Source organism: Pseudomonas sp. 300 (assembly GCF_055803035.1).
This window is the reverse complement of the sequence record NZ_JAVLRV010000002.1, coordinates 1,987,505-2,009,351: the sequence shown is the minus strand read 5'-3', so window position 1 is coordinate 2,009,351 and position 21,847 is coordinate 1,987,505. Positions and strand designations below refer to the sequence as shown.

Genomic DNA, 21,847 nt, shown 5'->3' with positions numbered 1-21,847 from the left:
CATTCAACAATGATGCTGAATGTGAGGGACTCATCGCGGGCAAGCCCGCTCCCACAGGGTCGGTGTTACAGCCAAAAACTTACGGCATACCAGCCCAGCCCACCCATCACCACGGTATATGGCAACGCCATCCACACCATCCGCCCATACGACAGACGAATCAGCGGTGCAATCGCCGACGTCAGCAGAAACAGAAACGCGGCCTGACCATTGGGCGTCGCCACGCTCGGCAGGTTGGTGCCGGTGTTGATTGCAATTGCCAGTGTCTCGAAATGTTCACGGCTCATGTGGCCGGAGATGAACGCCTGTTTCACTTCGGTGATGTAGATGGTCGCGACGAACACATTGTCGCTGATCGCCGACAACAAACCGTTGGCGATAAACAGCATGCCCGGTTGCTGATCCGCCGGCAGCGCCAGCACCCACTGGATCAGCGGCGTGAACAACTGCTGGTCGTGAATTACCGCCACCACCGCAAAAAACACCACCAACAGCGCCGTGAACGGCATGGCGTCCTTGAACGCACTGCCGAGGCGGTGCTCGTCAGTAATCCCAGTGAACGCGGTAATCAGCACGATCACCATCAAGCCGATCAGGCCCACTTCAGCCAGGTGGAAAGCCAGGCAGCCAATCAGGATCAGCGCCGCCAGCCCCTGAACAATCAACGCAGCGCGTTGGCGCGAAGTGCGTTCGGCGTTGTCTTCGGCGGCATAGTTGGCCAGCACCGCGCGCACGTTGTCCGGCAGCAGCGTGCCATAACCGAACCAGCGCAATTTCTCCAGCAGCACGCAAGTCACCAGGCCCGCCACCAGCACCGGCAGGGAAACGGGGGCGACTTTCAGGAAAAACTCAGCGAAGTGCCAACCCATTTCGTGGCCGATCAGCAGGTTTTGCGGTTCGCCGACCAGCGTGCAAACACCTCCCAGTGCAGTGCCCACGGCGCCGTGCATCAGCAGGCTGCGCAGAAAGGCGCGGAACTGTTCGAGATCCCCGTGATGCAGCGTTGGCAGGTGCTGGTCATCGCTGAATTCACTGTCCTGACGCGGATCGTTGCCCGAGGCGACACGGTGATACACCGAGTAAAACCCGACGGCGGCACTGATGATCACGGCGGTCACGGTCAAGGCATCGAGAAATGCCGAGAGAAACGCCGAGAGAAAGCAGAACATCAACGCCAGCATGGCTTTGGAGCGAACGCCGAGCAGCAGGCGCGAGAACAGAAACAGCAGCAGGTCTTTCATGAAGTAGATGCCGGCCACCATGAACATCAGCAGCAGAATCACCGGAAAGTTGTGCAGCAGTTCGTCATACAGCGCCTGAGGCGTGGTCATCTTCAGCAACAGCGCTTCGATCAGCAGCAAGCCGCCTGGCATCAGTGGATAGCACTTGAGCGCCATGGCCAGGGTGAAAATGAATTCCAGCACCAGCAGCCAACCGGCCGCTACCGGACCCACGGTCCAAAGCACCAAGGCATTGAGAATCAGGAAACCGACAATACTGGCCTTGTACCAGCGGGGTGAGTGCCCGAGAAAATTATGCGCGAACGCCTGGGCCATTGAGCCGGACATCGGCTGCTCCTTGTATTAAGAAGCGCGCAACTTGCCGTAAGCGGCCCGGAAGATCAAGTGCAGGAAATGTCGGCAGGTCTATCCCAGGTAGCGTGCGATGATTGCCCGGTAGTTGCCATCCAGCGAATAGCCACCTACGACGATGTTGCCATCGTCCTGCACGGCCAGCGACGTCGCCGTATCCAGGCTGCGACCCAGGCGGGTACGGACCCAGCCAGTGCCATTGCCGAACTGCTCGTCGAGTTGTCCGTCAGGACGATACCGGGCCAGGATGAAGTCGGCTTCGACGCCACCGATGGTCGCGCCAACGGTCAACACACGCCCGTCTGCAAGGGCTTGGGCGGCGGTCCACTGGCAGCCACTGTGGCCGATGCCCAGCAGGTGCGGCTGGCCGTCGTTGCAATGAATGTCCGGGCGACCGTTACTGTGGACTTTCAGGGCCATGCAATGCATCGGGTCGCGGCTGCTGCCAAAACAGTGCAAGTCGCCGTTGTCCTGTTGGATGATCTGGCTGACCTGAGCGTGACGTTCCTGTGCCATGAAACTCATGAAGCCATCCACGGCGAAACTGTCGTCGAGGCTGCCGTCGCTGTGATAGCGCGCAAGCAGGCCCTCTTCAGGAAAGTTGATTGAGCCGCCCACCAGTATCCGGCCGTCGCGTTGCACCATCAGGCTGCTGAGCCAGGTGTTCATCAACAGGTGCCGGACCAGGACGAAGCCGCGACCGTTGAAGGTATCGTCCAGTGTGCCATCGGGGTTGAGCCGCATCAGCAGGCCGACGTGATCGGCGAGTTCGAAATGATGATTGGCCAGCAGGAGCAGTCGTCCGTCTTCCTGCACGCACACATCACAGGCTTCGGCGCCCGGTACGCCGGGGGGAAGCCAGCCATCCCGCACACCCAGGGAAAGATTGCCCGGCAGGCGCACGACCCGGCGTCCGTTGTTGCCAAAGCCTTGGACCGGTTTGCCTTGCTGATCGAACAAGGCGAGGGCGGGCAGCGTCTTGTGTGCATTTTCATAGTGCAGGCCGGTCAACAGAATGCACCCGTCGGGCAGCATCAGCACTTTGCCCCCCATGGCTTCGAAGCCGGGTTCGAACTGGCTGATGACACTGCCTTGATTGCCGAATGCCAGATCCGCCGAGCCGTCCTCAAGCAGGCGGGCCAGACCGAAGCGGCTGCCACCTGGGGTTCCGACCTTGGCTGCGACGAGTAGCCGACCCTGCGAATCAATCGCGACGCCATTGGCCATGCTCGACGTGCTGCCGGCGAAATACACCTGGGTTTTACCGGCGCTGGCAAAGGTTTTGTCGAGTGCCCCGGCGCCGCTCAGTGTCGCGGGTAGGGCAAAAGCGGTCTGGGTTGGCATCCACGCATCTCCTTGCGAGTCGTCAGGGGCCAGGAGTTGGGGTGGCGACTTATAGGGGAAACATTCAATCCCTGAATGAATGGCTGCACAACTCCAAGAACTAACAGGCGGAGGGTCGCTGTGTGCCAGAACAGTGTCTTTTCGATCCACTGACAAGCCTGCCAAGTAGTTGGCCGCGTTCAAGTACACACAAATAGATGTCGCGAGTGCTATTGGCCTGCAACGCCAACAAACTAACGATCAAGGAGGAGGGTGCGGATTACCACCAAGTAATCCGCAAAAAGATTAGTGCGGCATCGACCACGATTGCAGCGCGTAACCTTCCTGGCTCAGCTCTTTACGGGCTTCTTCCAGAACATGTTCCAGTTGCGCTGGATCGGTATAGGCACTGCTCGGGATCTGTTTGCGCCCGATGCGGTTATTGGTGCGGTCGATGACGGTCAGGCTGAGTTCGCCGTTGCCGTCTTGTGGGGCCCAGGCCACGCATTGAAATGGCTTGAACGCGCGGTCGGCAATCAAAAGAGCTTCGTTGATACGGAGCGGGGCGGTCATGGGATCTTCTCTCTGTATGCCCAATCAAGTGATGTGCCGTCGGTTGGGCTTACCGTTCGGCTGGTTACTTGTACTGATGCCCGCAACCCGTGGGTGGGTCACATACAATTAAAAGAATTTTCAACTTTCTTTCATTCGTTCAGGTTTCTGACGTTTTTTGAAAGCTGAATGAATGGTTCGACTCGTTAGGTAACTAACAAAGTTGCTTCTTATAACTGCTTGCTCGCACTCCCTATAGTCAATCGATACAAGCCAGCGTCAAATTCTTGCTAATGTTACAGCCAGATTCGCCAAATGATTGTTTTTAATAATATTTCCTATAATTTGGCGTCAAGGAACAGTCATGATCGAAACGCCTGCGTTACGACGTCTGTTAGTAGTGGACCCTTGCGACGACTGTCATCGCCTGCTGCCAGGTCTGCGTTCTGTCGGTTGGGACGTTGATAGCTGTACGCTGGAAAATGCCGCCGACCGAACCTGCGACGTCGGCCTGTTGCGGCTCCAGCCGTTTCACCTGGAGCGCCCCGATGCCGTCAAGGAGCTGATCAGCCGCAGTGGCACCGAGTGGATCGCCGTGCTTAACCAGGAAGTCCTGCGGATGCAGAATGTCGGGGACTTCGTCTGCGAATGGTTTTTCGATTTTCACACCTTGCCGTTCGATGTATCCCGGGTTCAGGTGACGTTGGGCCGGGCGTTCGGCATGGCGCGCTTGCGTGGCCAAGGCACGGTTCACATCGATCAGCCCGAACACGAGCTGCTCGGTGACAGTAAACCGATTCGCGAACTGCGCAAACTGCTGAGCAAACTGGCGCCCACCGAGTCTCCGGTGTTGATTCGCGGCGAGAGCGGGACCGGCAAAGAGCTGGTCGCCCGGACACTGCACCGACAATCCCAACGCCACAACAAACCTTTTGTCGCGATCAATTGCGGCGCGATTCCCGAACACTTGATCCAGTCTGAATTGTTTGGCCATGAGAAGGGGGCCTTTACCGGTGCCCATCAACGCAAGGTCGGACGGATCGAAGCGGCCAATGGTGGCACCCTGTTTCTCGATGAGATCGGTGACCTGCCGCTGGAGCTGCAAGCCAACCTGTTGCGTTTCCTCCAGGAAAAACACATCGAACGCGTGGGCGGCAGCCAGCCGATTCCGGTCGATGTGCGGGTGCTGGCGGCGACTCACGTCGACCTTGAAGCGGCCATCGAGAAGAAACGCTTTCGCGAAGATTTGTATTACCGCCTCAACGTGCTGCAAGTGGTCACCGCGCCGCTGCGTGAGCGGCATGGCGACTTGTCGATGCTGGCCAACCACTTTTCCCATTTCTACAGTCATGAAACCGGGCGTCGTCCGCGCAGTTTCAGCGAAGACGCATTGATTGCCATGGGTAAGCATGACTGGCCGGGCAACGTGCGCGAGCTGGCCAATCGCGTACGTCGCGGGTTGGTTCTGGCTGAAGGACGACAGATCGAGGCGCGTGACCTGGGGTTGATCAGTCAGCATGCCATCGCCGCACCGATGGGCACTCTCGAAGACTACAAGACTCGCGCCGAACGGCAGGCGTTGTGCGATGTATTGAACCGCCACAGCGACAACTTGAGCGTCGCCGCCCGTGTGTTGGGCGTGTCGCGGCCGACCTTTTACCGATTGCTGCACAAGCACCAGATACGCTGATCTTCAGACACAATCAAAAGCCCCGCTACGATCGAAATCGCAGCGGGGCTTTTGTGTTGCGGGTCAGAAGTAGTACGGGAATTTCAGGCTGAAGGTGAAGTCCGGCGCATCGTCCGTGAGTCCAATGGACAGGTTCGGCACGATGGTCAGGTTGTCGGTGGCCGCAACGGTCATGCCGATGTTGAAGTAACCGGCGTTGGCATCGCTGGAAGTAACCGATTGCCAATCCCCGCCATCCTCCTTGATCTTGCTTTTACGCTGCACCAGGTCAGACACCGAGAACGACATACTCATCTTCTCGTTCAGTGCGAACGCAACGCCGGCACCGATCTGGAAACTGTCGCCAATACTGACCTTGCCAGGGTTCTTCACGTTTTCCGTGGAGCTGATGTCGTCGAAGGACTCCTCAAAGTTGTGGGTGTAGGACAAGCTGCCGAACAGTACGGCCGGGTCGAAGGTTTTGACGAGCGAGATGCCCGGGCTGATCGACCAGACGCCATTGCCGGTCGGCAAGGTGTCAGGCACGAACAGGTTGGTGTTCTCGTCGGCCTGGCGCAGCTTGATGCCGAACGGGTCCTTGCCGGTAGGCGCCTTGACTCGCAAGGTGACCACGGCATCCGGCGTACTCACCGATTCGTCCATGAACTTGTAGGCGATGCCGAAGTTGACGTCGCCAATGGTCGGATCCCGGGTGACGCTGTCTTCGGTGGTGACGCCTGCTGAACCCTGGTTGCCGCCGCCGGATTGATACGTCGATTCGCGGTAGATGACGGGCACGTTCAGGTCGAACTGCCAGCGGTTGTCGAAGTTGTAGCGGCCGGTGAGGTCAAGTGTCCAGGTGTCGGCCTTGATCCGGTCCAGGTTGATGTTGCCGAGAAAGATCGAATCCAGTGCGAGGAAGCCGTTGAGAATCAGCTGGCGGGTGTCATAGCGGGAGTAGGTAATCCCGGTTTCGAAGCTGAACTTGCCGCCGCCGAAGAATCCGCTGGCCTCGTCGTAGAGATTGGAAACGCTTTGTGCCGGTTGTGAATCATCAGCCAGCGACTGCCCGTAGGAACTGCCGCTTCCCCCGGCGGCGCCACCTGAAGCTGCCGCGGCGCCGGTGCCGGTCGCTACCTTGTTGCCTTTCATATCCGCTGGCGACTTGGCCAGGCGTTTAGGTTGTGGGGTTGCCGGTTGATCTTCGACCTGGCGGACCCGTTGCTCGAGTACCGCCAGGGCTTTTTGTTGTACTTCGTATCGTTGCTTCAGCTCCAGAAGCTCTTGTTTCAGAAGCTCTACATCCGCATCGGGCGCTGCTTGCAGCATCGCCGCCGGGAACAGAGTGCTCAAACATACAACTGCGCGCAGTGATACTGATCGATACATGTAATAAGCCGTCCCTTTAAGCCCAATGATCGAGAGTCAGCGTAGTTCAATATCCGAGGGAACGTAGTGCGGTTAGTTGAGAAAGGTTGCAGTCCAGTCCACCTGCACTCGGGCCGTTATTATTGAGCACTACGTTGAGTTGGGTCATGTTGGTGACCATATTGCTGCTACCCAGTAGCTGGGTGTTTTGGAGCAGGCCGCCCTGGCCAACCCGTTGCATGGAGGACCCCTGGTTGTTGTTGGCCGCGATGGCCATCTGGATACCACCGCGCGTAGCGGAAATAGCCACATTCCCCGCGGCATTGCCGCCCGTCACGGTTTGTCCGCTCATCAGCAACTGGCCTTGGCCAGGGCTCAATGCAGGGGGTAGTCGGCCCTCGCTGACGTTGATGCCGACGTTGTTATAGGCGGTGTTGCCATCGCCAGCGGCACGTACGCTTTGCGTGACGCCCTGGCTGCCGTTCAGCCCGGCGCCGCCGACAATAACGCCGGTGCCTTGAGCGGGCGTACTGCCGTCGCCGCTCTGGCTGTAGGTCGAAACATAGAATTCGGGTTTGACGGTAGACGACTGGATCTGCATCGAGGAAGTCGCCCCGATCAAGTCACCACTGGCGTTGCGCCAGGTACTGCTCATGACAATACCGAAGCTGATGATCCGCCCCGGCATAACGTAACGACCGCGTAGCTCACCGAGCTGCTGATCACTTATTTCGATGGGTTTGAATCCGTTGGCAAAACTTGAAGCGCTCGCTGCCAGGCAGGCGGCGGCCAGCAAGTATGACGTTTTCATTTGCTGCTCCCGGGGCATCCAGCCCGAATAACATCGTAGGCGATTAAAAGAAGTCGCTCTGAATGAAACCAAAGTCCATCAATTCAGCATCTTTGACCGGGTTGAAGTTATCCAGCTTGTTCTTGGCTGTCAGGGGTTCCGGTGGACTGCGTAATGCATTGGTTTTTTCGTAACCGGGCCCGACGATAGCGAAAACGATGCCGTTCCAACCTTTGACAAAGTCATCGTGGGAGAAGCGTTTGTGACCGAGTACCGGGTCGCCGATATAGACCCAGTTTTTGTCTGAGCGCTGCAACACCACGAAATGCTTGTAGCCGCGAATATCCATCAGTACCACCACCGGAATAGTGACTGCATCCAGCTTTTCAGGTGGGATCTTGTAGCCCCGTGCACGCATGCCGATGCTTTCTACGTAGCGCTTCATGTCCAGCATGGAGAAACCTTGAGTGCGAACAAGGTCCTGGTCAGCGTTGACCAGCATGCCTTTGATGACGTGCTCTTCATCGACGTCGAGCCAATAGGCCTGGCGTAAAATCGTTGCCAGTGCGGCGGCGCCGCAGCTGAAATCGGTTTTTTGTTCGACGATGTCGGTGAACTTGCGCTCACGCACACTCTGCACGTCTTTGTAGATCAGCACGCCGCCAGGCAAGGCGGCCACAGGCATCTGTGCGGCCTGAGTCAGGCCAGACAGGCAGAGGAGGGCGAAAAGGGCAGTCTTACGCATGATCGATACGCCTTTGCGGACTGAGGAAAAGCCCCGTTTCCGGGGCTTTCGTTTCGATCGCGGTTACAGGCAGGCTCTGCAGCCTGCGGCGATGGACAGCGAGTTGCTTTGTTGGTTGCCTACGCCAGCCGATACGTTGACGCCACTGTTGCCGGACATCCCGTTCATCGAGTTGGTCATGTTGGCAGTGTTGGTGACAGGGTTTTTCCAGCCGTCTGGAGTCAGCACTTGTTGGGTGTATACGCCAGCCAGGCCGAATACGCCTACAGCCACGAAGTCGGAGGTGTTGTTGTCATTGCCATGACCACCACCGTTGTTGCCGCCGCCTCTGTAGTCATTGCCGTGACCATTGCCATGACCATGATCGTCATCACGGGTAGTGGCAGTGCCTGCGGCTACGAACACGCCAGCCGCATTAAAGGTACCGACCAAGGTATCTTTTTTGTAGACCTGGGTGCCGTAGTTGTTGACTGTCAGCCCGCTGGAGGTTTGGTTGGCCGACGCAGCAGCTGTTGCTACACGTCCACCCGATACAGCGATCGCCAGGTTGTTTTTCTGTTGGTTGAAGTTGCCGGCCGTCACGTTGACACCGATGTTGCCGGAGCCGTTGTTGGCAGCGTTGTTCAGGTTGGCGGTGTTGGTACTGGACCAGTTGTTGACCGTGTTGTTGGTGTTGGTTTGTGTGGCGCTGGAAACAGCGACGGCGGAGCCGAAGATGAACCTTTCGTCAGCAGTGGCCAGTGCCGCGGCGTTGTCTTGTTGGTTTCCGTCGCCAGCTGCAACGTTGGCGCCCATGTTGCCGTTGGAACCATTGAGCGAGCCGTCGACTTTGGCGTCGTTTTTGGTGCCTTGGTTCGAGACGTTGTTGCGTTGGCTGCTTTGAGTGTCAATGACGGCAGCCCCAGCGCCCGCAGTGATTGACAGCAGAGTTTCAAGGCTTGGGCCCCGAGGATCATGGTTGTTGCCATGCCCGTTGCCATGCCCGTTACCATGACCGTGATCATCGTCACGACCGCTAGCTTGTGCTGCGATTGCCATCACTGCTGCCAGAGCGAAAACCAGTGGTTTGAGAGCCATTGTAGGTTTCATGGTGTTTCTCCGTGCTTATTAGTTGGTTAAGTATTGGTACTTTCTAATCGCACTGCGTTTGGGTCAGTCAGCGACCCGGATGCTCAGGGTGTTAGCCATTCGGTTCCCCACCCCGGCACTCTGGTTCACCTGAATCACGCCCCGGCTGCCGGTGAAGGCCTGGTCGCTGGTAACGACCTGGCGACTGCCGATTGGGGTGCCAGTTGCTCCTGAGCTTGGTAGCAACGCCACGTTCTGTTGAGAAAGGGCGCTATCGTCAACGGCTTGCGGCCCGGCACTGATGCTGATGCGCATGACGTTGGCCATCTGGTTGTTGGCCCCGGCGCTCTGGTTGACGCCCAGAACTCCGCTGCCATTACTGAAAGAAGTGCCGCCGATGGTGGTGGTCGCGTTCATTGACCGGTTGGCGGGGGTATCGATTCGCTGGTTTACGCCAGTGATCGCAGCGGCTTCGGTGCCGATGGCGATTGCACGAACGTTGGTTTGTTGCTGCTGGTCACCGGCCGCCTGGTTGACGTTGTAGTTGCCTCTGTATTGCGTGCCGGAGTTTTGAATATTGGCGGTGTTCACCGTATTGACGCTGGAGTCAGCCATTGCAGTGGTGCAGGCGAACATGGCAAGGAACAGGAGGGTACGATTCATGTCATTGACCTCCAGCCAGTCTGCCCAATGGGGCGAGGCCGGAACCCATGGCACGGTTGATGGTTCCCGAAATCGCGCTGCCACTGCCGCCGCCGTGGCCGGCGCCCATGCCAGACATGCCGTTGGGGTTGTTGACTACGTTGAGGCCGTGAATGCTGCCATTCGGGATGACGGTGTTGCGAATGGAAGAGCCGCTGGATACGCCGGCGAAGTCACCGTCGCTCAACTCGTTATTGGCAATGTTCTGATTGACGCGGCTGGATGGATTGGCATTGACGGTGGTCGGGTTGGGATCCTTGCCACCGGTACGGCCGAAGTGAACAGGCTTGACATCACGAGTCAGCACAATGATGCCATCGCCCTCTGCCTGAGCGGTGAAGCTGAGTAGCGAGCTGGCGGCACATCCGATCAGTAGGAGGCAGGTCAAACCTTTATTGATAGTCCCCACGGCGGCAATTCCTTCTTCTTGTGGGCTGGCCCTAGTCAGCGTTGTGAAGGAGAGAGCGAAAGCTGTGCCGCTTTTGGATTATTGTTTTAATTCAATAGCTTGCAAGTTTTGTCCGGGAGGGTGGTGTCTAGGCTGTTTCACGATTGAGACAACGCCTCGCACCTGCAACTGAACAAAGTGGGCGCAATGCTCTAGAACAAGGGTTTGCGCGGAGGTGTTTCACAACCTTGACACTTTGCGCACCAAGACCGCACAGGCCGCTGAAACGGCCTGTTTTGGGTGCAAGGTGTGTATCAGAGACGGACACTTTTCCCCCTCAACAGGGGAAACGCTGGGGAAAAGGCCCCAAAAGCAGGGTCAGGGGCCGAGCAGTAGCGTGACGGCTTGCAGTGCGTGGTGACGGCGCTCCGCCCAGTTTCCCCGCAGTATCTGGAACGGTTGTTCATGGGTTTGGAGCCAGGTCAGGGTCGCGTCGAAAAATGCCCGGCGCTCACTCAAATCGGGTTGGCAGCGCTGACCATCGTCCGTCCAGTCGACCTGTTCAGGCGACAGCAACAGGTGCAAATCGTACTGCCGAGTCAACAGTGCTTGCTCAATCCATGGCGGGCAATCGCCAAACAGCGTCTGGCTCCAGAGAATGTTGCTCAGCAAGTGAGTGTCGAGAATCAGCAGCCGTGGCTGCCGGGTGCGGGCCTCGTCTTCGCACTGCAATTGCCCACGGGCAATGTCGGGAACATCGGCCAGGCAGGTATCTCTAGGGTTCTGCTCGATGAACCGGCGCACATATTCGTCGACCAGAACCCCGCCGAAATGCGCTTGCAACTCGGCTGCGAGCCAGCTCTTGCCGCTGGATTCGGGACCGGTGAGTACCAGGACTTTCATGTGCGCAATGCCGGATCAGCCCGCCATTCCCGCCAGCCCTGTACGGCAATCAGGGTAAACAGCGCATAGAGCCCGGCGGTCAAGTACATGCCCTTATAGATGAAGAGACCGACGAAAATCACATCCAGGGTGATCCACAGTGGCCAGCATTGAACGCGCTTTTGCGCCATCCAGACCTGTGCCACCAGGCTGAAGCCAGTCAACGCCGCATCGAGCCAGGGCTGGGCGGCATCCGTCCAGTGCGCCATGGCCGCGCCGAGCAACAGACTGCCGAGGGCTCCGATGGCCAGACTTGTCGTAATCGATTTGCCCCCGAGGCGGCTGACCTGCCGCCCTTGTCGCGCATCCCCGGCACGCGTCCACTGCCACCAGCCATAGAGCTGCAATGCGGCGTAGATCACCTGCAATAGCATGTCCGAATACAGCTTCACTTCAAAAAAGACCCAGCTGTAAAGCAACACCATGACCAGGCCGATCGGCCAGCACCAAGGATTCTGTTTGACCGTCAACCAGACGGCAATGACACCGAGGGCGGCGGCAAACAGTTCAAGCCCGGACATGGAGGTTCCTTGGAGGAGACGAAGAGGGGGGCGGATTGTACCCGGATTGTGGCGGATGGGATTGTGATGGGGAGGGAGAATGCACCCGCTGACCTGTAGGAGCCCGGCTTGCCGGCGATGGCGATTTCATGGTCGCCATCGCCGGCAAGCCTGGCGTCTACACCCGGAATTGCTTGAGCAACCCGTTCAGTTGCTCGCTCAATTCCTTGAGGTGGACGCTCGCCACGCTCGACTGTTCTGCCGCCAGCGCCGTGCTGTGGGACAAACCGGCCGCCTGGGTCACGTTCTGGTTGATGTCTTCGACCACATGGGCCTGTTGCAGAGTGGCGCTGGCAATGGACGCGTTCAGCCCGTTGAGGTTGCGCAGTGCCTGGCCAATGGCATTCAGGCTCGCACCGGCGAGGCCGGCCTGTTCGATAGTCAGTTGCGAGGCGCGACTGCTGTCGCCGATGACCTTGACCGCCGCTTCAGAGTGGCTTTGCAGGCGTTCGATCATTGCCTGGATCTCGGCGGTGGACTTCTGCGTGCGCTGGGCCAGCAGGCGCACCTCATCGGCCACGACGGCAAACCCGCGCCCTTGCTCACCGGCACGGGCAGCTTCGATGGCCGCGTTGAGGGCCAGCAGGTTGGTTTGCTCGGCGATAGAGCGGATCACTTCCAGGACGCTGCCGATCTGGGTGCTTTCTGCGGAGAGGGTACGGATGACCTCCACGGCCTGATCAATCGTTGAAGACAGCTTGTCGATTTGTTGCAGGCTGCTGTCGATGTTGACCTGGCCCTGCTGCGCCTGAGACTCGGCATCGCGCATTTCACTCGCGGCGTGCTCGGCATTCTTCGCCACGTCCTGCACGCCATAGGTCACTTCATTGATGGCCGTGGCTACCAGTTCCATCTGTTGCGATTGCTGCTGACTTCGTTGCTGGGCCTGGGCGGCGTCGTTGCCCAGTTCGCTGGACGACTGGCCCAGGGCGCTGGCAGACACCTGCAATTCGCTGATCACCTGTCGTAGCTTGGCGGTGAACGCATTGAAGTGACGTGCCAGCTGCGTGACTTCGTCCTGGCCGTGGGTGTCGAGGCTGCGAGTCAGATCGCTCTCGCCGCTGGCGATGTTGGCCATGGCGTTCACGGTGTCCTGCAGCGGACGGACGATGCTGCGGGCAATCAGGATCACCAGCAGCGCCATGATGGCGGCGATCACCAGCCCGACGACTGTCGCTTTCCAGACCTGGCCCATGAACTCGGCTTGCATGTCATCGATGTACACACCCGAGCCGATCACCCAGCCCCACGGCTCGAAGAGTTTGACGTAGGAGGTTTTTGCGACCGGATCGCTGGCGCCCGGTTTCGGCCAGCGATAGTCGATCGGGCCGGCGCCCTTGGCCTTGGCGAGGGCGACCATTTCATTGAACAGCGCAAACCCGTCGGGGTCGCGGATCGCCGAGAGGTTCTGGCCATCGAGCTTCGGGTTGACCGGATGCATGATCATCACCGGCGTCAGGTCGTTGATCCAGAAGTACTCGTTCTGGTCATAGCGCAGGCCGCGAACGGTGGTCAGTGCCTGTTTTTGTGCGGCTTCGCGCGTCAGCGTGCCGGCGGTTTCGAGCCCGTGGTAGTAGGTCAGAATGCCGCTGGCCGTCTGCACGACGTGCTGGGTTTTCTGCGCCTTGGCTTGATACAGGTCCTCGTGAATCTGTTTGAGCATCAACACGCCCAACGTCAAAAGCATCATGACGGCCACGATCAAAATCAGCCACAGGCGCCGGCTGATCGACATATTGCGCAAGCTGTTCATAACGCTGTCACTCCTGTTTCTTTTTCTTGTAATAAACGACCGCCAGCATCCAACCACATTTTGCCGATCGGGCATATCCGACCCAAGTCCAATAACGTGGCAGCGTTATTCAGCCTTGTCTGATAGGATTTCGGCCCCGCACGGAAAAACCTGAATCCAAGTTGATTTTTCACGGAATGTTTACGGTTCCGTCTGGATTCTGTGCGCGTCGGGTTGCAGCGACGATGATCGCAGTCAATGTTTTGGAAAATATTAACGGGGCATGCCGCAGTGCATTGCTTTTTGGGGGATTGATGGATCTTTGGACCGCCTTTCAGGCATTGATACTTGGCGTTGTAGAGGGGCTTACGGAGTTTTTGCCCATTTCCAGTACCGGACACCAGATCATCGTGGCCGACTTGCTCAACTTCGGCGGCGAGCGGGCCATGGCGTTCAACATCATTATCCAGCTTGGGGCGATCCTCGCGGTGGTGTGGGAGTTTCGCCGCAAGATTCTCGATGTCGTCATCGGTTTGCCGACGCAGCCCGGCGCCCGTCGCTTTACCGCCAACCTGCTGATTGCCTTCATGCCGGCCGTGGTCCTGGGGGTGATTTTCGCCGACCTGATCCACCATTACCTGTTTAACCCGATTACCGTCGCCACGGCATTGGTCGTGGGCGGTATCGTGATGTTGTGGGCGGAGCAGCGCCAGCATGAAGTGCATGCCGAAACCGTCGACGAGATCACCTGGAAAGATGCCTTGAAAATCGGCTTCGCCCAGTGCCTGGCAATGATTCCGGGTACCTCGCGTTCAGGCTCGACGATCATTGGCGGCTTGCTGTTCGGGCTGTCGCGCAAAACGGCCACCGAGTTTTCGTTCTTCCTGGCGATGCCGACCATGGTCGGTGCGGCGGTGTACTCGGGCTACAAGTATCGCGACCTGTTCGTCCCTGCTGATTTCCCGGTGTTTGCCCTCGGCTTCGTCACCGCCTTCATATTCGCCATGATTGCCGTCAGGGGCTTGCTCAAGTTCATCGCCAGCCACAGCTACGCGGCGTTCGCCTGGTATCGCATTGCATTTGGCCTGGTCATTCTTGCCACTTGGCAGTTTGGCTGGGTTGACTGGACCGCGGTCAAGCCATGAGTGACGCCAGCGCACGCAACCATCCCGGAGGCCGGTCCGGGGGCGGGATCCAGAACCCACGGTTGAAACTGCTGGTGTTCGCGATGGTGTGTGCGCTGCCGTTGTTCGGCTCGATGTCGTTCTGGTTGCGAGGGATTTCGCTGATTCCCCTGGCGGCCTACGGCATCGTCAGCGTGCTCGCGTTCTTCCTTTACTGGAGCGACAAACGCAAGGCCCGGACCGACCGCTGGCGCACGCCGGAGAACGTTTTGCATGCGGTGGAACTCGCTGGTGGCTGGCCGGGTGCGTTGCTGGCTCAGCAGGTGTTTCGGCACAAGACCCGCAAAGTGTCGTTTCAGTTGCTGTTCTGGGTGATCGTGCTGCTGCATCAAGTGTTCTGGATCGATCAACTGTTCCTCGGCGCCAATCTGGCGCTGCTTTAAAGCAGCAGCCCGACCTGCGTGCGTTTGGGCAGTTTGCTCACCACCAGTTGATGAGAGCGTTGCAGCAGCCCTTGCAGTTCTTCGCTGCCCAGCGGGTAGGGCGTTTGCATGATGATCCACTGGGCCCGCGCCAGATAGGGCGCCGGATGAATTCCCGGGCGGTCGCAATGCCCCAGAAACAGATCCTTGTCGACCTTGAACGCCAACGAGTCGCCCCGCAGGTTTTGCAGGGCGAACATCTTGTTCCCGGCAATCGAAAACACCCGCACGCCTCCCCATTTGTAATCTTCCCGCGCACCCGGTAGCGCGAGACAGAACTGCGCGACGTCCTCTTCGCTCATACGCCCAGCCTTCATATCAGTCGGTCCCCACAGGCATTGAATGATTCGATCAAATGGTCGAGCCAGGCGCGAACGGCCGGCATCACCCCGCGCCGATGAGGGTAGACCGCTTGCAGCCAGCCGCCAGGTAAAGACCAGTCCGGCAGCAATTGCACCAGCGCGCCGCTTTCCAGTTCCTGCTCGCAATACATCATCGGCAACATGGTAAAGCCCTGGCCGGCGAGGGTGCAGGCCTTGCGCACGATAAAGTCATCGATGCCCAGTCGTGCTTCGAGGGCGAGTTCATGACTTTTACCCTCTTGGTCGAGCATACGGATGTGCACCATGCGGTCCGCTTCAAGTGCGCCGAGCACGGGCAAGCCCTTGAGGTCTTCGGGGTGATTGATCTCGCGCCCATGTATAAAAGCCGGACTGGCGACCAGGAGCATCTGCGCCTGACGTAGACGCCGGGTCACCAGCAACGGGTCTTCATCGCCCAACTCGCGCACGCGCAGGGCGACGTCGACACCCTCGGTCACCAGATCCACCCGACGATTGAGCAGCATGACTTCCAGTTGAACCTGCGGGTACTTTTCGAGAAACCGGCTGATCACCGTCGGCAACATTTGATGGGCGAGCCCGACGGGGCAGGACACCCGCAAACGTCCGCGAGGTTCACTGGACATGCTGGCCACGGCCTCATCGGCCATCTCGGCTTCCAGCAACATGGCCTGACAGTGGCGTAAATAACGCTCGCCTACCGCGGTCAACTTAAGCTGCCGGGTGGTGCGTTGCAGCAGACGCGCGCCCAGGCGTTCTTCCAGTTCGGCAATGCGACGTGACAAACGCGACTTGGGAATCCCCAGCAAGCGCCCGGCCGCCGCGAACCCGCCGGCTTCGACCACCTTGGCGAAATAGTAGAGGTCATTGAGGTCTTGCATGCGGTTAGCTCGATTGTTCTATCAGTGAGACGAACTATCGCATTGTTGCGGTCTAATCAGCTATTGGTTTCGTCTGTAGGATTGTCTCCATCAGATCGCCCCGTGGCGATCCTCACCTGGAGATCCCACATGAAACTGCTGCATATCGATTCGAGCATTCTTGGTGACAACTCGGCTTCCCGTCAGCTGAGCAGCGAAGTCGTCAACGCCTGGCAAGCCGCCGAGCCGACCGCCGTCGTGACCTACCGCGACCTGGCCAGCGATGCCATCAGCCATTTCTCCGCCACGACCCTGGTCGCTGCCGGCACCACCGCTGAACTGCGCAACGCCGCGCAGCAGCACGAAGCTGAACTGAGCGCTTCGACGCTGGCCGAATTCCTCGCCGCCGATGCCATCGTCATCGCAGCGCCGATGTACAACTTCACTATCCCGACCCAACTCAAGGCCTGGATTGACCGCATCGCCGTTGCCGGTCAGACCTTCCGCTACACCGAAGCCGGCCCAGAAGGCCTGTGCGGTGGCAAAAAAATCGTGATCGTGTCGACTGCCGGCGGTTTGCATGCCGGTCAGGCGTCCGGTGTTGCGCACGAAGAGTATTTGAAGTTGCTGTTCGGCTTCCTTGGCATCACCGACATCGAATTCGTCCGTGCTGAAGGCCTGGCGTACGGAGACGAAGTGCGCACCAAAGCCATGAGCGATGCCCGCACGCACATCAGCGAGCAACTGTTCGCCGCCGCGTAAGGCTTGCGTAAAGGTGTAAATCAGCTCGGGCAACACCCCAAAAAACTCTGTATTCTGATCCTGCAAGATCAGATACGGAGTTTTTTGTTTCTGATCATTGCGTAATTTTTCATGTTGTGGCCCAGGTTATGCAGTCGAGGGTTTAACGTCCCCGTTCTGTAACGGCCTTGGTGGCCGCAAATGCGGGTACAAGGCCGCTTCCTCGGTAGTCGATGGAGAACGGGCTTCCCGGTCAAGTAACAAAGGTGGGGCATCCCATGGTGCGTCTTTGGGCAACGTTACTGATTTGCCTGCTCAGCAGCCTGACTTCAGTGCACGCCGCGCCTGCGCCGCATCCTCACTGGAGCGTTGGTTTCCATGAGATGAGTTTTCTCGATCCGCTGGACCTGCAACCGATGCGCGCCATCGCGTTCTACCCCTCCAGCGACCGTGAGCACACCAGCAAACTCGAGGGCTACACGGTCGAGGCGGGTGAAGACACTCGCGTCGCGATTGGCCGCTTCCCGATGCTGATGTTGTCCCACGGCAACACCGGAACGCCGCTGGCCCTGCACGACCTCGCCACGTCGCTGGCGCGCAAGGGTTTTGTCGTGGTGGCGGTGATTCATCCCGGCGACAACTCCAAAGACCACAGTCGCCTCGGCACCTTGAGCAACCTGTACGGGCGGCCGATCCAGATTTCCGAAGCCATTACCGCGACTCTGGGCGACCGCATGCTTGCGCCGTTCGTCAATGCCGATCAGGTGGGGGTGATCGGTTATTCGGCCGGTGGGGAGACGGCGCTGATTCTGTCGGGCGCAACGCCGGATCTGGATCGTCTGCGTCGCTATTGCCAGGAGCGTCCGGACGACCATGATGCCTGCAACACCCAAGGTGAATTGATCGTCGACCGTGATGACCTGCAACCGGTCGCGGATCCGCGGGTTCACGCGCTGTTGCTGATGGCGCCGTTGAGCCTGAAATTCGGCCGTCATACGCTGGCCGACGTGCATGTGCCGGTGCTGCTGTACAGCGGTGACGGCGACAAACTGGTGGCCTTCGACAAAAACGCCGCAGCGTTGGCGCGCAAACTGCCGATCGCACCGGACTTCAAGTTATTGGCCGGGGCAGGGCACTTCGTGTTCATGGCGCCGTGCAACGAAGAACAGATCGCGGCGATGCCGGCGCTGTGCACCGATGCCGACGGTGTCGACCGCGAGGACATTCACCGCAACATGATCTCCGAAGCGGGGCGCTTCTTCTCCCACGCCCTGGGCAAACCGACCCGCGCCGGCATGCAAACCGCCGATCAATAGGATTCACGCCCCCCTTGCAGGAACCGGCTTGCCGGCGATAGCGCCCTCGAAATCGCCATCGTCGGCAAGCCGGGCTCCTGCAAGGTTTGTGTTTTTCAGGTTGTTGCGCGGCGTTTCAGTAACAGGGTCAACGCCAGGCCGGTGATCGACAACATTGCCGCACTGAAGAAAATCCACGAATACCCCAGGTTCAACGCCACCGCGCCCATCAGCGGTCCGGCAATCGCCAGCGCCAGATCGAAAAACACCGCGTAAGCACTCAAACCCGCACCGCGACTGGAATTGGGCACCTGTTTGATGGCTTCCACCCCCAGCGCCGGGTACACCAGTGACAGGCCAAACCCGGCCAGGCCCGCGCCGATCAGAGCGAAACCGGTCGACGGCGCGAGCCACAGCAGCACCAGACCCACTGTTTCAATGCTCATGCAGACAATCGCCGACGTGAACCCACCAAAACGGCTGATGCTGGAAATGAACAGCAGCCGCGCCAGAATGAAGCAAACGCCGAACACCGTCAGGCAGTACGCAGCGCCGGTCCAGCCACGGCTCACGTAGTACAGGGTAATAAAGGTGGTCAACGTGCCGTAGCCGATCGACGCCAGGCTCAAACTCGCGCCGAACGGCGCGATACGCCCGAACACCGCCCAGAAGGGCAGGCGCTCACCGCGAACCACCGGCACCGAGGGTTTGTTGCGGATCAGCAACAGCGCCAACGCGGCCAGCGCCGACAGCGCGATCCCGAGGCTGGCAAAACCGTATTCAGCCACCATCACCACGCCCAGCGGCGCACCAATCGCAATGGCCCCGTAAGACGCGATGCCGTTCCACGAAATCGAACGCGCGGTATGTTCAGCGCCGACCTGACCCATGCACCAACTGATGGTGCCAACGCCGATCAAGCCCTGTGCGATGCCCAGCAACAAACGGCCGGCGATCAGGATCAACAGGCTCGTCAGCGGAAAGCTTTGCAGCAGCGTCGACAGCAACGTCAGCGCGCCGCTCAAGACAATCCCCGCCAACCCGTAAACAATCGAGCGTTTGGTGCCGATGCTGTCCGACATGCGTCCGGCCATCGGACGGCTGAGCAGGGTGGCGAGGTATTGCGAACCAATGGTCAACCCGGCCACGACCGCACTGAAACCCAGCTGCTCGTGGACATAACCCGGCAGCACCGCAATCGGCAGACCGATGCAGAGGAAGGCAATAAAGGTATAGAAAACGATAGAGACGATCTGCAGGGTGATCGCCATTGAGCTTTGCGGTGGCAGTTGCGGCGCAGACATAGGGCTCGTTCGCGGGCAGCGGTGGGAGAACTGCATCATGGCGCGGGTGTGGCATAAAAGAAAGCAGGCTAACGATCAAAGCGAGCAGGTCTTGCCTTGAAATACGCCTCCTACAGAACTGCGGTACGCAGGCTCAAGCAGTTTGATGCTGAAAATGCAAAAAGCCCCGTCACAAGGACGGGGCTTTCAGTCGAAGCAGGCTTGTTTAGAACACTACGCCTTGGCTACGCAGGTAATCATCATACGTACCGCTGAAGTCAATCACGCCACTTGGGCTCAGCTCGATAATGCGAGTGGCCAGCGACGATACGAACTCACGGTCGTGGCTGACGAAGATCAGCGTGCCCGGATAGTTCTCCAGCGCCAGGTTCAGCGCCTCGATGGATTCCATGTCCAAGTGGTTGGTCGGTTCGTCCATGATCAGCACGTTCGGTTTTTGCAGGATCAGCTTGCCGAACAGCATGCGACCTTGCTCACCACCAGAGATGACCTTGACCGACTTCAGAATCTCGTCGTTGGAGAACAGCATGCGCCCAAGGGTGCCGCGAACGATTTGCTCGCCGCCCTGAGTCCACTGGCCCATCCAGTCGAACAGGTTGCAGTCGTCTTCGAAGTCGTGCGCGTGGTCCTGGGCGTAGTAGCCCAGTTCGGCTGCGTCGGTCCACTTCACGGTGCCGGCGTCCGGGGTCAGTTCGTTGACCAGGGTACGCAGCAGGGTGGTTTTGCCGATACCGTTCGGGCCGATGATCGCTACGCGCTCGCCCGCTTCAACCTGGAAGCTGAAGTCCTTGAACAGTGGCTTGCCGTCGAAGCCTTTGGCCATGCGCTCGACGATGACCGCTTGACGGTGCAGCTTCTTGGTTTGTTCGAAACGTATGAACGGGCTCACACGGCTCGAAGGCTTGACCTCGGCCAGCTGGATCTTGTCGATCGCCTTGGCGCGGGAAGTGGCCTGCTTGGCTTTCGAGGCGTTGGCCGAGAAGCGGCTGACGAACGATTGCAGTTCCGAAATCTGTGCCTTCTTCTTGGCGTTGTCCGACAGCAGTTGCTCGCGGGACTGGGTCGCCACGGTCATGTACTCGTCGTAGTTGCCCGGGAACAGGCGCAGCTCGCCGTAATCCAGGTCAGCCATGTGGGTGCACACGCTGTTCAGGAAGTGACGGTCGTGAGAGATGATGATCATCAGGCTGGAGCGTTGGGTCAGGATGTTTTCCAGCCAGCGGATGGTGTTGATGTCCAGGTGGTTGGTCGGTTCGTCGAGCAACAGCACTTCAGGATCGGAGAACAGCGCCTGCGCCAGCAATACGCGCAGTTTCCAGCCTGGGGAAACCTCGCTCATCGGGCCAAAGTGCTGCTCGATGCCGATACCCAGGCCCAGCAACAGTTCGCCAGCGCGGGATTCGGCGGTGTAGCCGTCCATTTCGGCGAATTCGGTTTCCAGCTCGGCCACGGCCATGCCGTCTTCTTCGGTCATTTCCGGCAACGAGTAGATGCGGTCGCGCTCGGCTTTAACCTTCCACAGTTCTTCGTGACCCATGATCACGGTGTCGATCACGGTGAATTCTTCGTAGGCGAACTGGTCCTGGCGCAATTTACCCAGACGCACGTTCGGCTCGAGCATGACCTGGCCGCCGGACGGCTCGAGGTCGCCACCGAGGATTTTCATGAAGGTCGATTTGCCGCAGCCGTTGGCGCCGATCAGGCCGTAGCGGTTGCCCGCGCCGAATTTGACCGAAACGTTTTCGAATAGCGGCTTGGCGCCGAACTGCATCGTGATGTTAGCTGTAGAGATCAAAGGTTTTTCCTGCGAAGCATTCAGAGTAGCTAGGGTTGCGGCAGTACCGATTCAGTACCCGTTTCCGGTATTCAAACCACGGGAAATGCATCCCGGTCAGAAGCGGAAGGTCCATCTGGCAATAAGTGGACAGCAGCAGTTGGAGCGCTTGGCCCGAGTCGAAGCGCGCTGAAACGGGGTTCATTCCCGTCATCAACCAAGGGGGGCGCGTAATGTTTGGCGGCGATTGTACTGGTCTGGCTCTTTAAACGATAGGGCGTTGAGGCCGCACGGCTGCTTTGGTGGTATCAGCGGACAGATTTTCACATCTGAAGGTTAACTATTGGTTACAAATTGTGACTAAAATGCCATCTTTTCCACCTGATGCCGGCCGCCGGCGTGCTCAAGGACGCGCCTCAGGGACGCTGTTTCGTATTCAGACGCTGCACAAGACCCTTGAGCCGTTGGGCTGGCAGGGGACGCAGTTTGTTCACT

Annotated in this window: 21 protein-coding genes; 5 read left to right on the top strand and 16 right to left on the bottom strand. The window is 58.8% G+C overall.

Translation table 11 applies throughout. The annotated features are described in order from the left end of the window. Positions 1–65: 65 nt before the first annotated feature. The 3 genes from nhaB to Q7W83_RS15595 form a co-directional block, all read right to left on the bottom strand. Positions 66–1,568 (bottom strand): sodium/proton antiporter NhaB, encoded by a 1,503-nt coding sequence (nhaB, locus tag Q7W83_RS15605; protein WP_150629721.1) that lies wholly within the window; start codon positions 1,566–1,568, stop codon positions 66–68. 78 nt (positions 1,569–1,646) lie between these two features. After that, complete coding sequence (locus Q7W83_RS15600) at positions 1,647–2,936, bottom strand: hypothetical protein (RefSeq protein ID WP_458377385.1); 1,290 nt, start codon at positions 2,934–2,936, stop codon at positions 1,647–1,649. A gap of 285 nt (positions 2,937–3,221) precedes the next feature. After that, positions 3,222–3,488 (bottom strand): hypothetical protein, encoded by a 267-nt coding sequence (locus tag Q7W83_RS15595; RefSeq protein ID WP_150629717.1) that lies wholly within the window; start codon positions 3,486–3,488, stop codon positions 3,222–3,224. A gap of 343 nt (positions 3,489–3,831) precedes the next feature. Between Q7W83_RS15595 and Q7W83_RS15590 the strand changes: the two genes are divergently transcribed. After that, on the top strand, positions 3,832–5,157 hold the full coding sequence (locus Q7W83_RS15590; RefSeq protein ID WP_150629715.1) for a sigma-54 dependent transcriptional regulator: 1,326 nt from the start codon (positions 3,832–3,834) through the stop codon (positions 5,155–5,157). A gap of 63 nt (positions 5,158–5,220) precedes the next feature. Here Q7W83_RS15590 and Q7W83_RS15585 read toward each other — a convergent pair whose 3' ends face one another. From Q7W83_RS15585 to Q7W83_RS15545, 9 genes are all read right to left on the bottom strand, one after another. After that, complete coding sequence (locus Q7W83_RS15585) at positions 5,221–6,525, bottom strand: transporter family protein (protein ID WP_150639003.1); 1,305 nt, start codon at positions 6,523–6,525, stop codon at positions 5,221–5,223. A gap of 46 nt (positions 6,526–6,571) precedes the next feature. Then, positions 6,572–7,315, bottom strand: a complete 744-nt coding sequence (locus tag Q7W83_RS15580; protein WP_150629710.1) for a hypothetical protein — start codon at positions 7,313–7,315, stop codon at positions 6,572–6,574. Between the two features lie 43 nt (positions 7,316–7,358). Beyond that, the gene (locus Q7W83_RS15575) at positions 7,359–8,039 is read right to left on the bottom strand and encodes a C39 family peptidase (RefSeq protein WP_150629708.1); all 681 of its coding nucleotides are present in this window, start codon (positions 8,037–8,039) and stop codon (positions 7,359–7,361) included. A gap of 63 nt (positions 8,040–8,102) precedes the next feature. After that, complete coding sequence (locus tag Q7W83_RS15570) at positions 8,103–9,128, bottom strand: heme utilization protein (protein WP_473656311.1); 1,026 nt, start codon at positions 9,126–9,128, stop codon at positions 8,103–8,105. 63 nt (positions 9,129–9,191) lie between these two features. Then, positions 9,192–9,770, bottom strand: coding sequence for an adhesin (locus Q7W83_RS15565; RefSeq protein ID WP_473656310.1), 579 nt, complete (start codon positions 9,768–9,770; stop codon positions 9,192–9,194). A gap of 1 nt (position 9,771) precedes the next feature. Further along, positions 9,772–10,218: a hypothetical protein gene (locus tag Q7W83_RS15560; RefSeq protein ID WP_150639000.1), complete on the bottom strand. Its 447-nt coding sequence runs from the start codon at positions 10,216–10,218 to the stop codon at positions 9,772–9,774. 357 nt (positions 10,219–10,575) lie between these two features. Beyond that, on the bottom strand, positions 10,576–11,100 hold the full coding sequence (locus tag Q7W83_RS15555) for an AAA family ATPase (RefSeq protein WP_150638999.1): 525 nt from the start codon (positions 11,098–11,100) through the stop codon (positions 10,576–10,578). Then, positions 11,097–11,660: a nicotinamide riboside transporter PnuC gene (gene pnuC, locus Q7W83_RS15550; RefSeq protein WP_150629698.1), complete on the bottom strand. Its 564-nt coding sequence runs from the start codon at positions 11,658–11,660 to the stop codon at positions 11,097–11,099. The genes Q7W83_RS15555 and pnuC overlap by 4 nt, the downstream gene beginning before the upstream one ends. Positions 11,661–11,817: 157 nt before the next feature. Beyond that, positions 11,818–13,452, bottom strand: coding sequence for a methyl-accepting chemotaxis protein (locus tag Q7W83_RS15545; RefSeq protein ID WP_150638997.1), 1,635 nt, complete (start codon positions 13,450–13,452; stop codon positions 11,818–11,820). A 293-nt stretch (positions 13,453–13,745) separates the two neighbouring features. Here Q7W83_RS15545 and Q7W83_RS15540 point away from each other — a divergent pair, with 293 nt between their 5' ends. After that, a complete protein-coding gene (locus tag Q7W83_RS15540) occupies positions 13,746–14,576 on the top strand; it encodes an undecaprenyl-diphosphate phosphatase (protein WP_473656309.1) in 831 nt (276 codons plus the stop codon). Continuing rightward, positions 14,573–14,998, top strand: a complete 426-nt coding sequence (locus Q7W83_RS15535) for a DUF1294 domain-containing protein (protein ID WP_150629692.1) — start codon at positions 14,573–14,575, stop codon at positions 14,996–14,998. The genes Q7W83_RS15540 and Q7W83_RS15535 overlap by 4 nt, the downstream gene beginning before the upstream one ends. Here Q7W83_RS15535 and Q7W83_RS15530 read toward each other — a convergent pair. Then, complete coding sequence (locus Q7W83_RS15530; protein ID WP_008043775.1) at positions 14,995–15,354, bottom strand: MmcQ/YjbR family DNA-binding protein; 360 nt, start codon at positions 15,352–15,354, stop codon at positions 14,995–14,997. The two genes, Q7W83_RS15535 and Q7W83_RS15530, sit on opposite strands and share 4 nt — an antisense overlap. Further along, a complete protein-coding gene (locus Q7W83_RS15525) occupies positions 15,351–16,259 on the bottom strand; it encodes a LysR substrate-binding domain-containing protein (RefSeq protein WP_150629690.1) in 909 nt (302 codons plus the stop codon). Before Q7W83_RS15525 ends, Q7W83_RS15530 begins: the two co-directional genes overlap by 4 nt. A 129-nt stretch (positions 16,260–16,388) precedes the next feature. On the opposite strand from Q7W83_RS15525, the gene Q7W83_RS15520 reads away from it, so the two are divergent. Together Q7W83_RS15520 and Q7W83_RS15515 are read left to right on the top strand one after the other, a co-directional pair. Next, a complete protein-coding gene (locus Q7W83_RS15520) occupies positions 16,389–17,000 on the top strand; it encodes an FMN-dependent NADH-azoreductase (protein ID WP_150629688.1) in 612 nt (203 codons plus the stop codon). 257 nt (positions 17,001–17,257) lie between these two features. Next, positions 17,258–18,295, top strand: coding sequence for an alpha/beta hydrolase family protein (locus Q7W83_RS15515; RefSeq protein ID WP_150638996.1), 1,038 nt, complete (start codon positions 17,258–17,260; stop codon positions 18,293–18,295). Between the two features lie 95 nt (positions 18,296–18,390). Here Q7W83_RS15515 and Q7W83_RS15510 read toward each other — a convergent pair whose 3' ends face one another. Both Q7W83_RS15510 and Q7W83_RS15505 read right to left on the bottom strand, forming a co-directional pair. Continuing rightward, positions 18,391–19,578, bottom strand: a complete 1,188-nt coding sequence (locus Q7W83_RS15510) for an MFS transporter (RefSeq protein ID WP_150629684.1) — start codon at positions 19,576–19,578, stop codon at positions 18,391–18,393. 205 nt (positions 19,579–19,783) lie between these two features. Further along, the gene (locus Q7W83_RS15505) at positions 19,784–21,373 is read right to left on the bottom strand and encodes an ABC-F family ATPase (RefSeq protein ID WP_010460520.1); all 1,590 of its coding nucleotides are present in this window, start codon (positions 21,371–21,373) and stop codon (positions 19,784–19,786) included. Positions 21,374–21,847 lie beyond the last annotated feature (474 nt).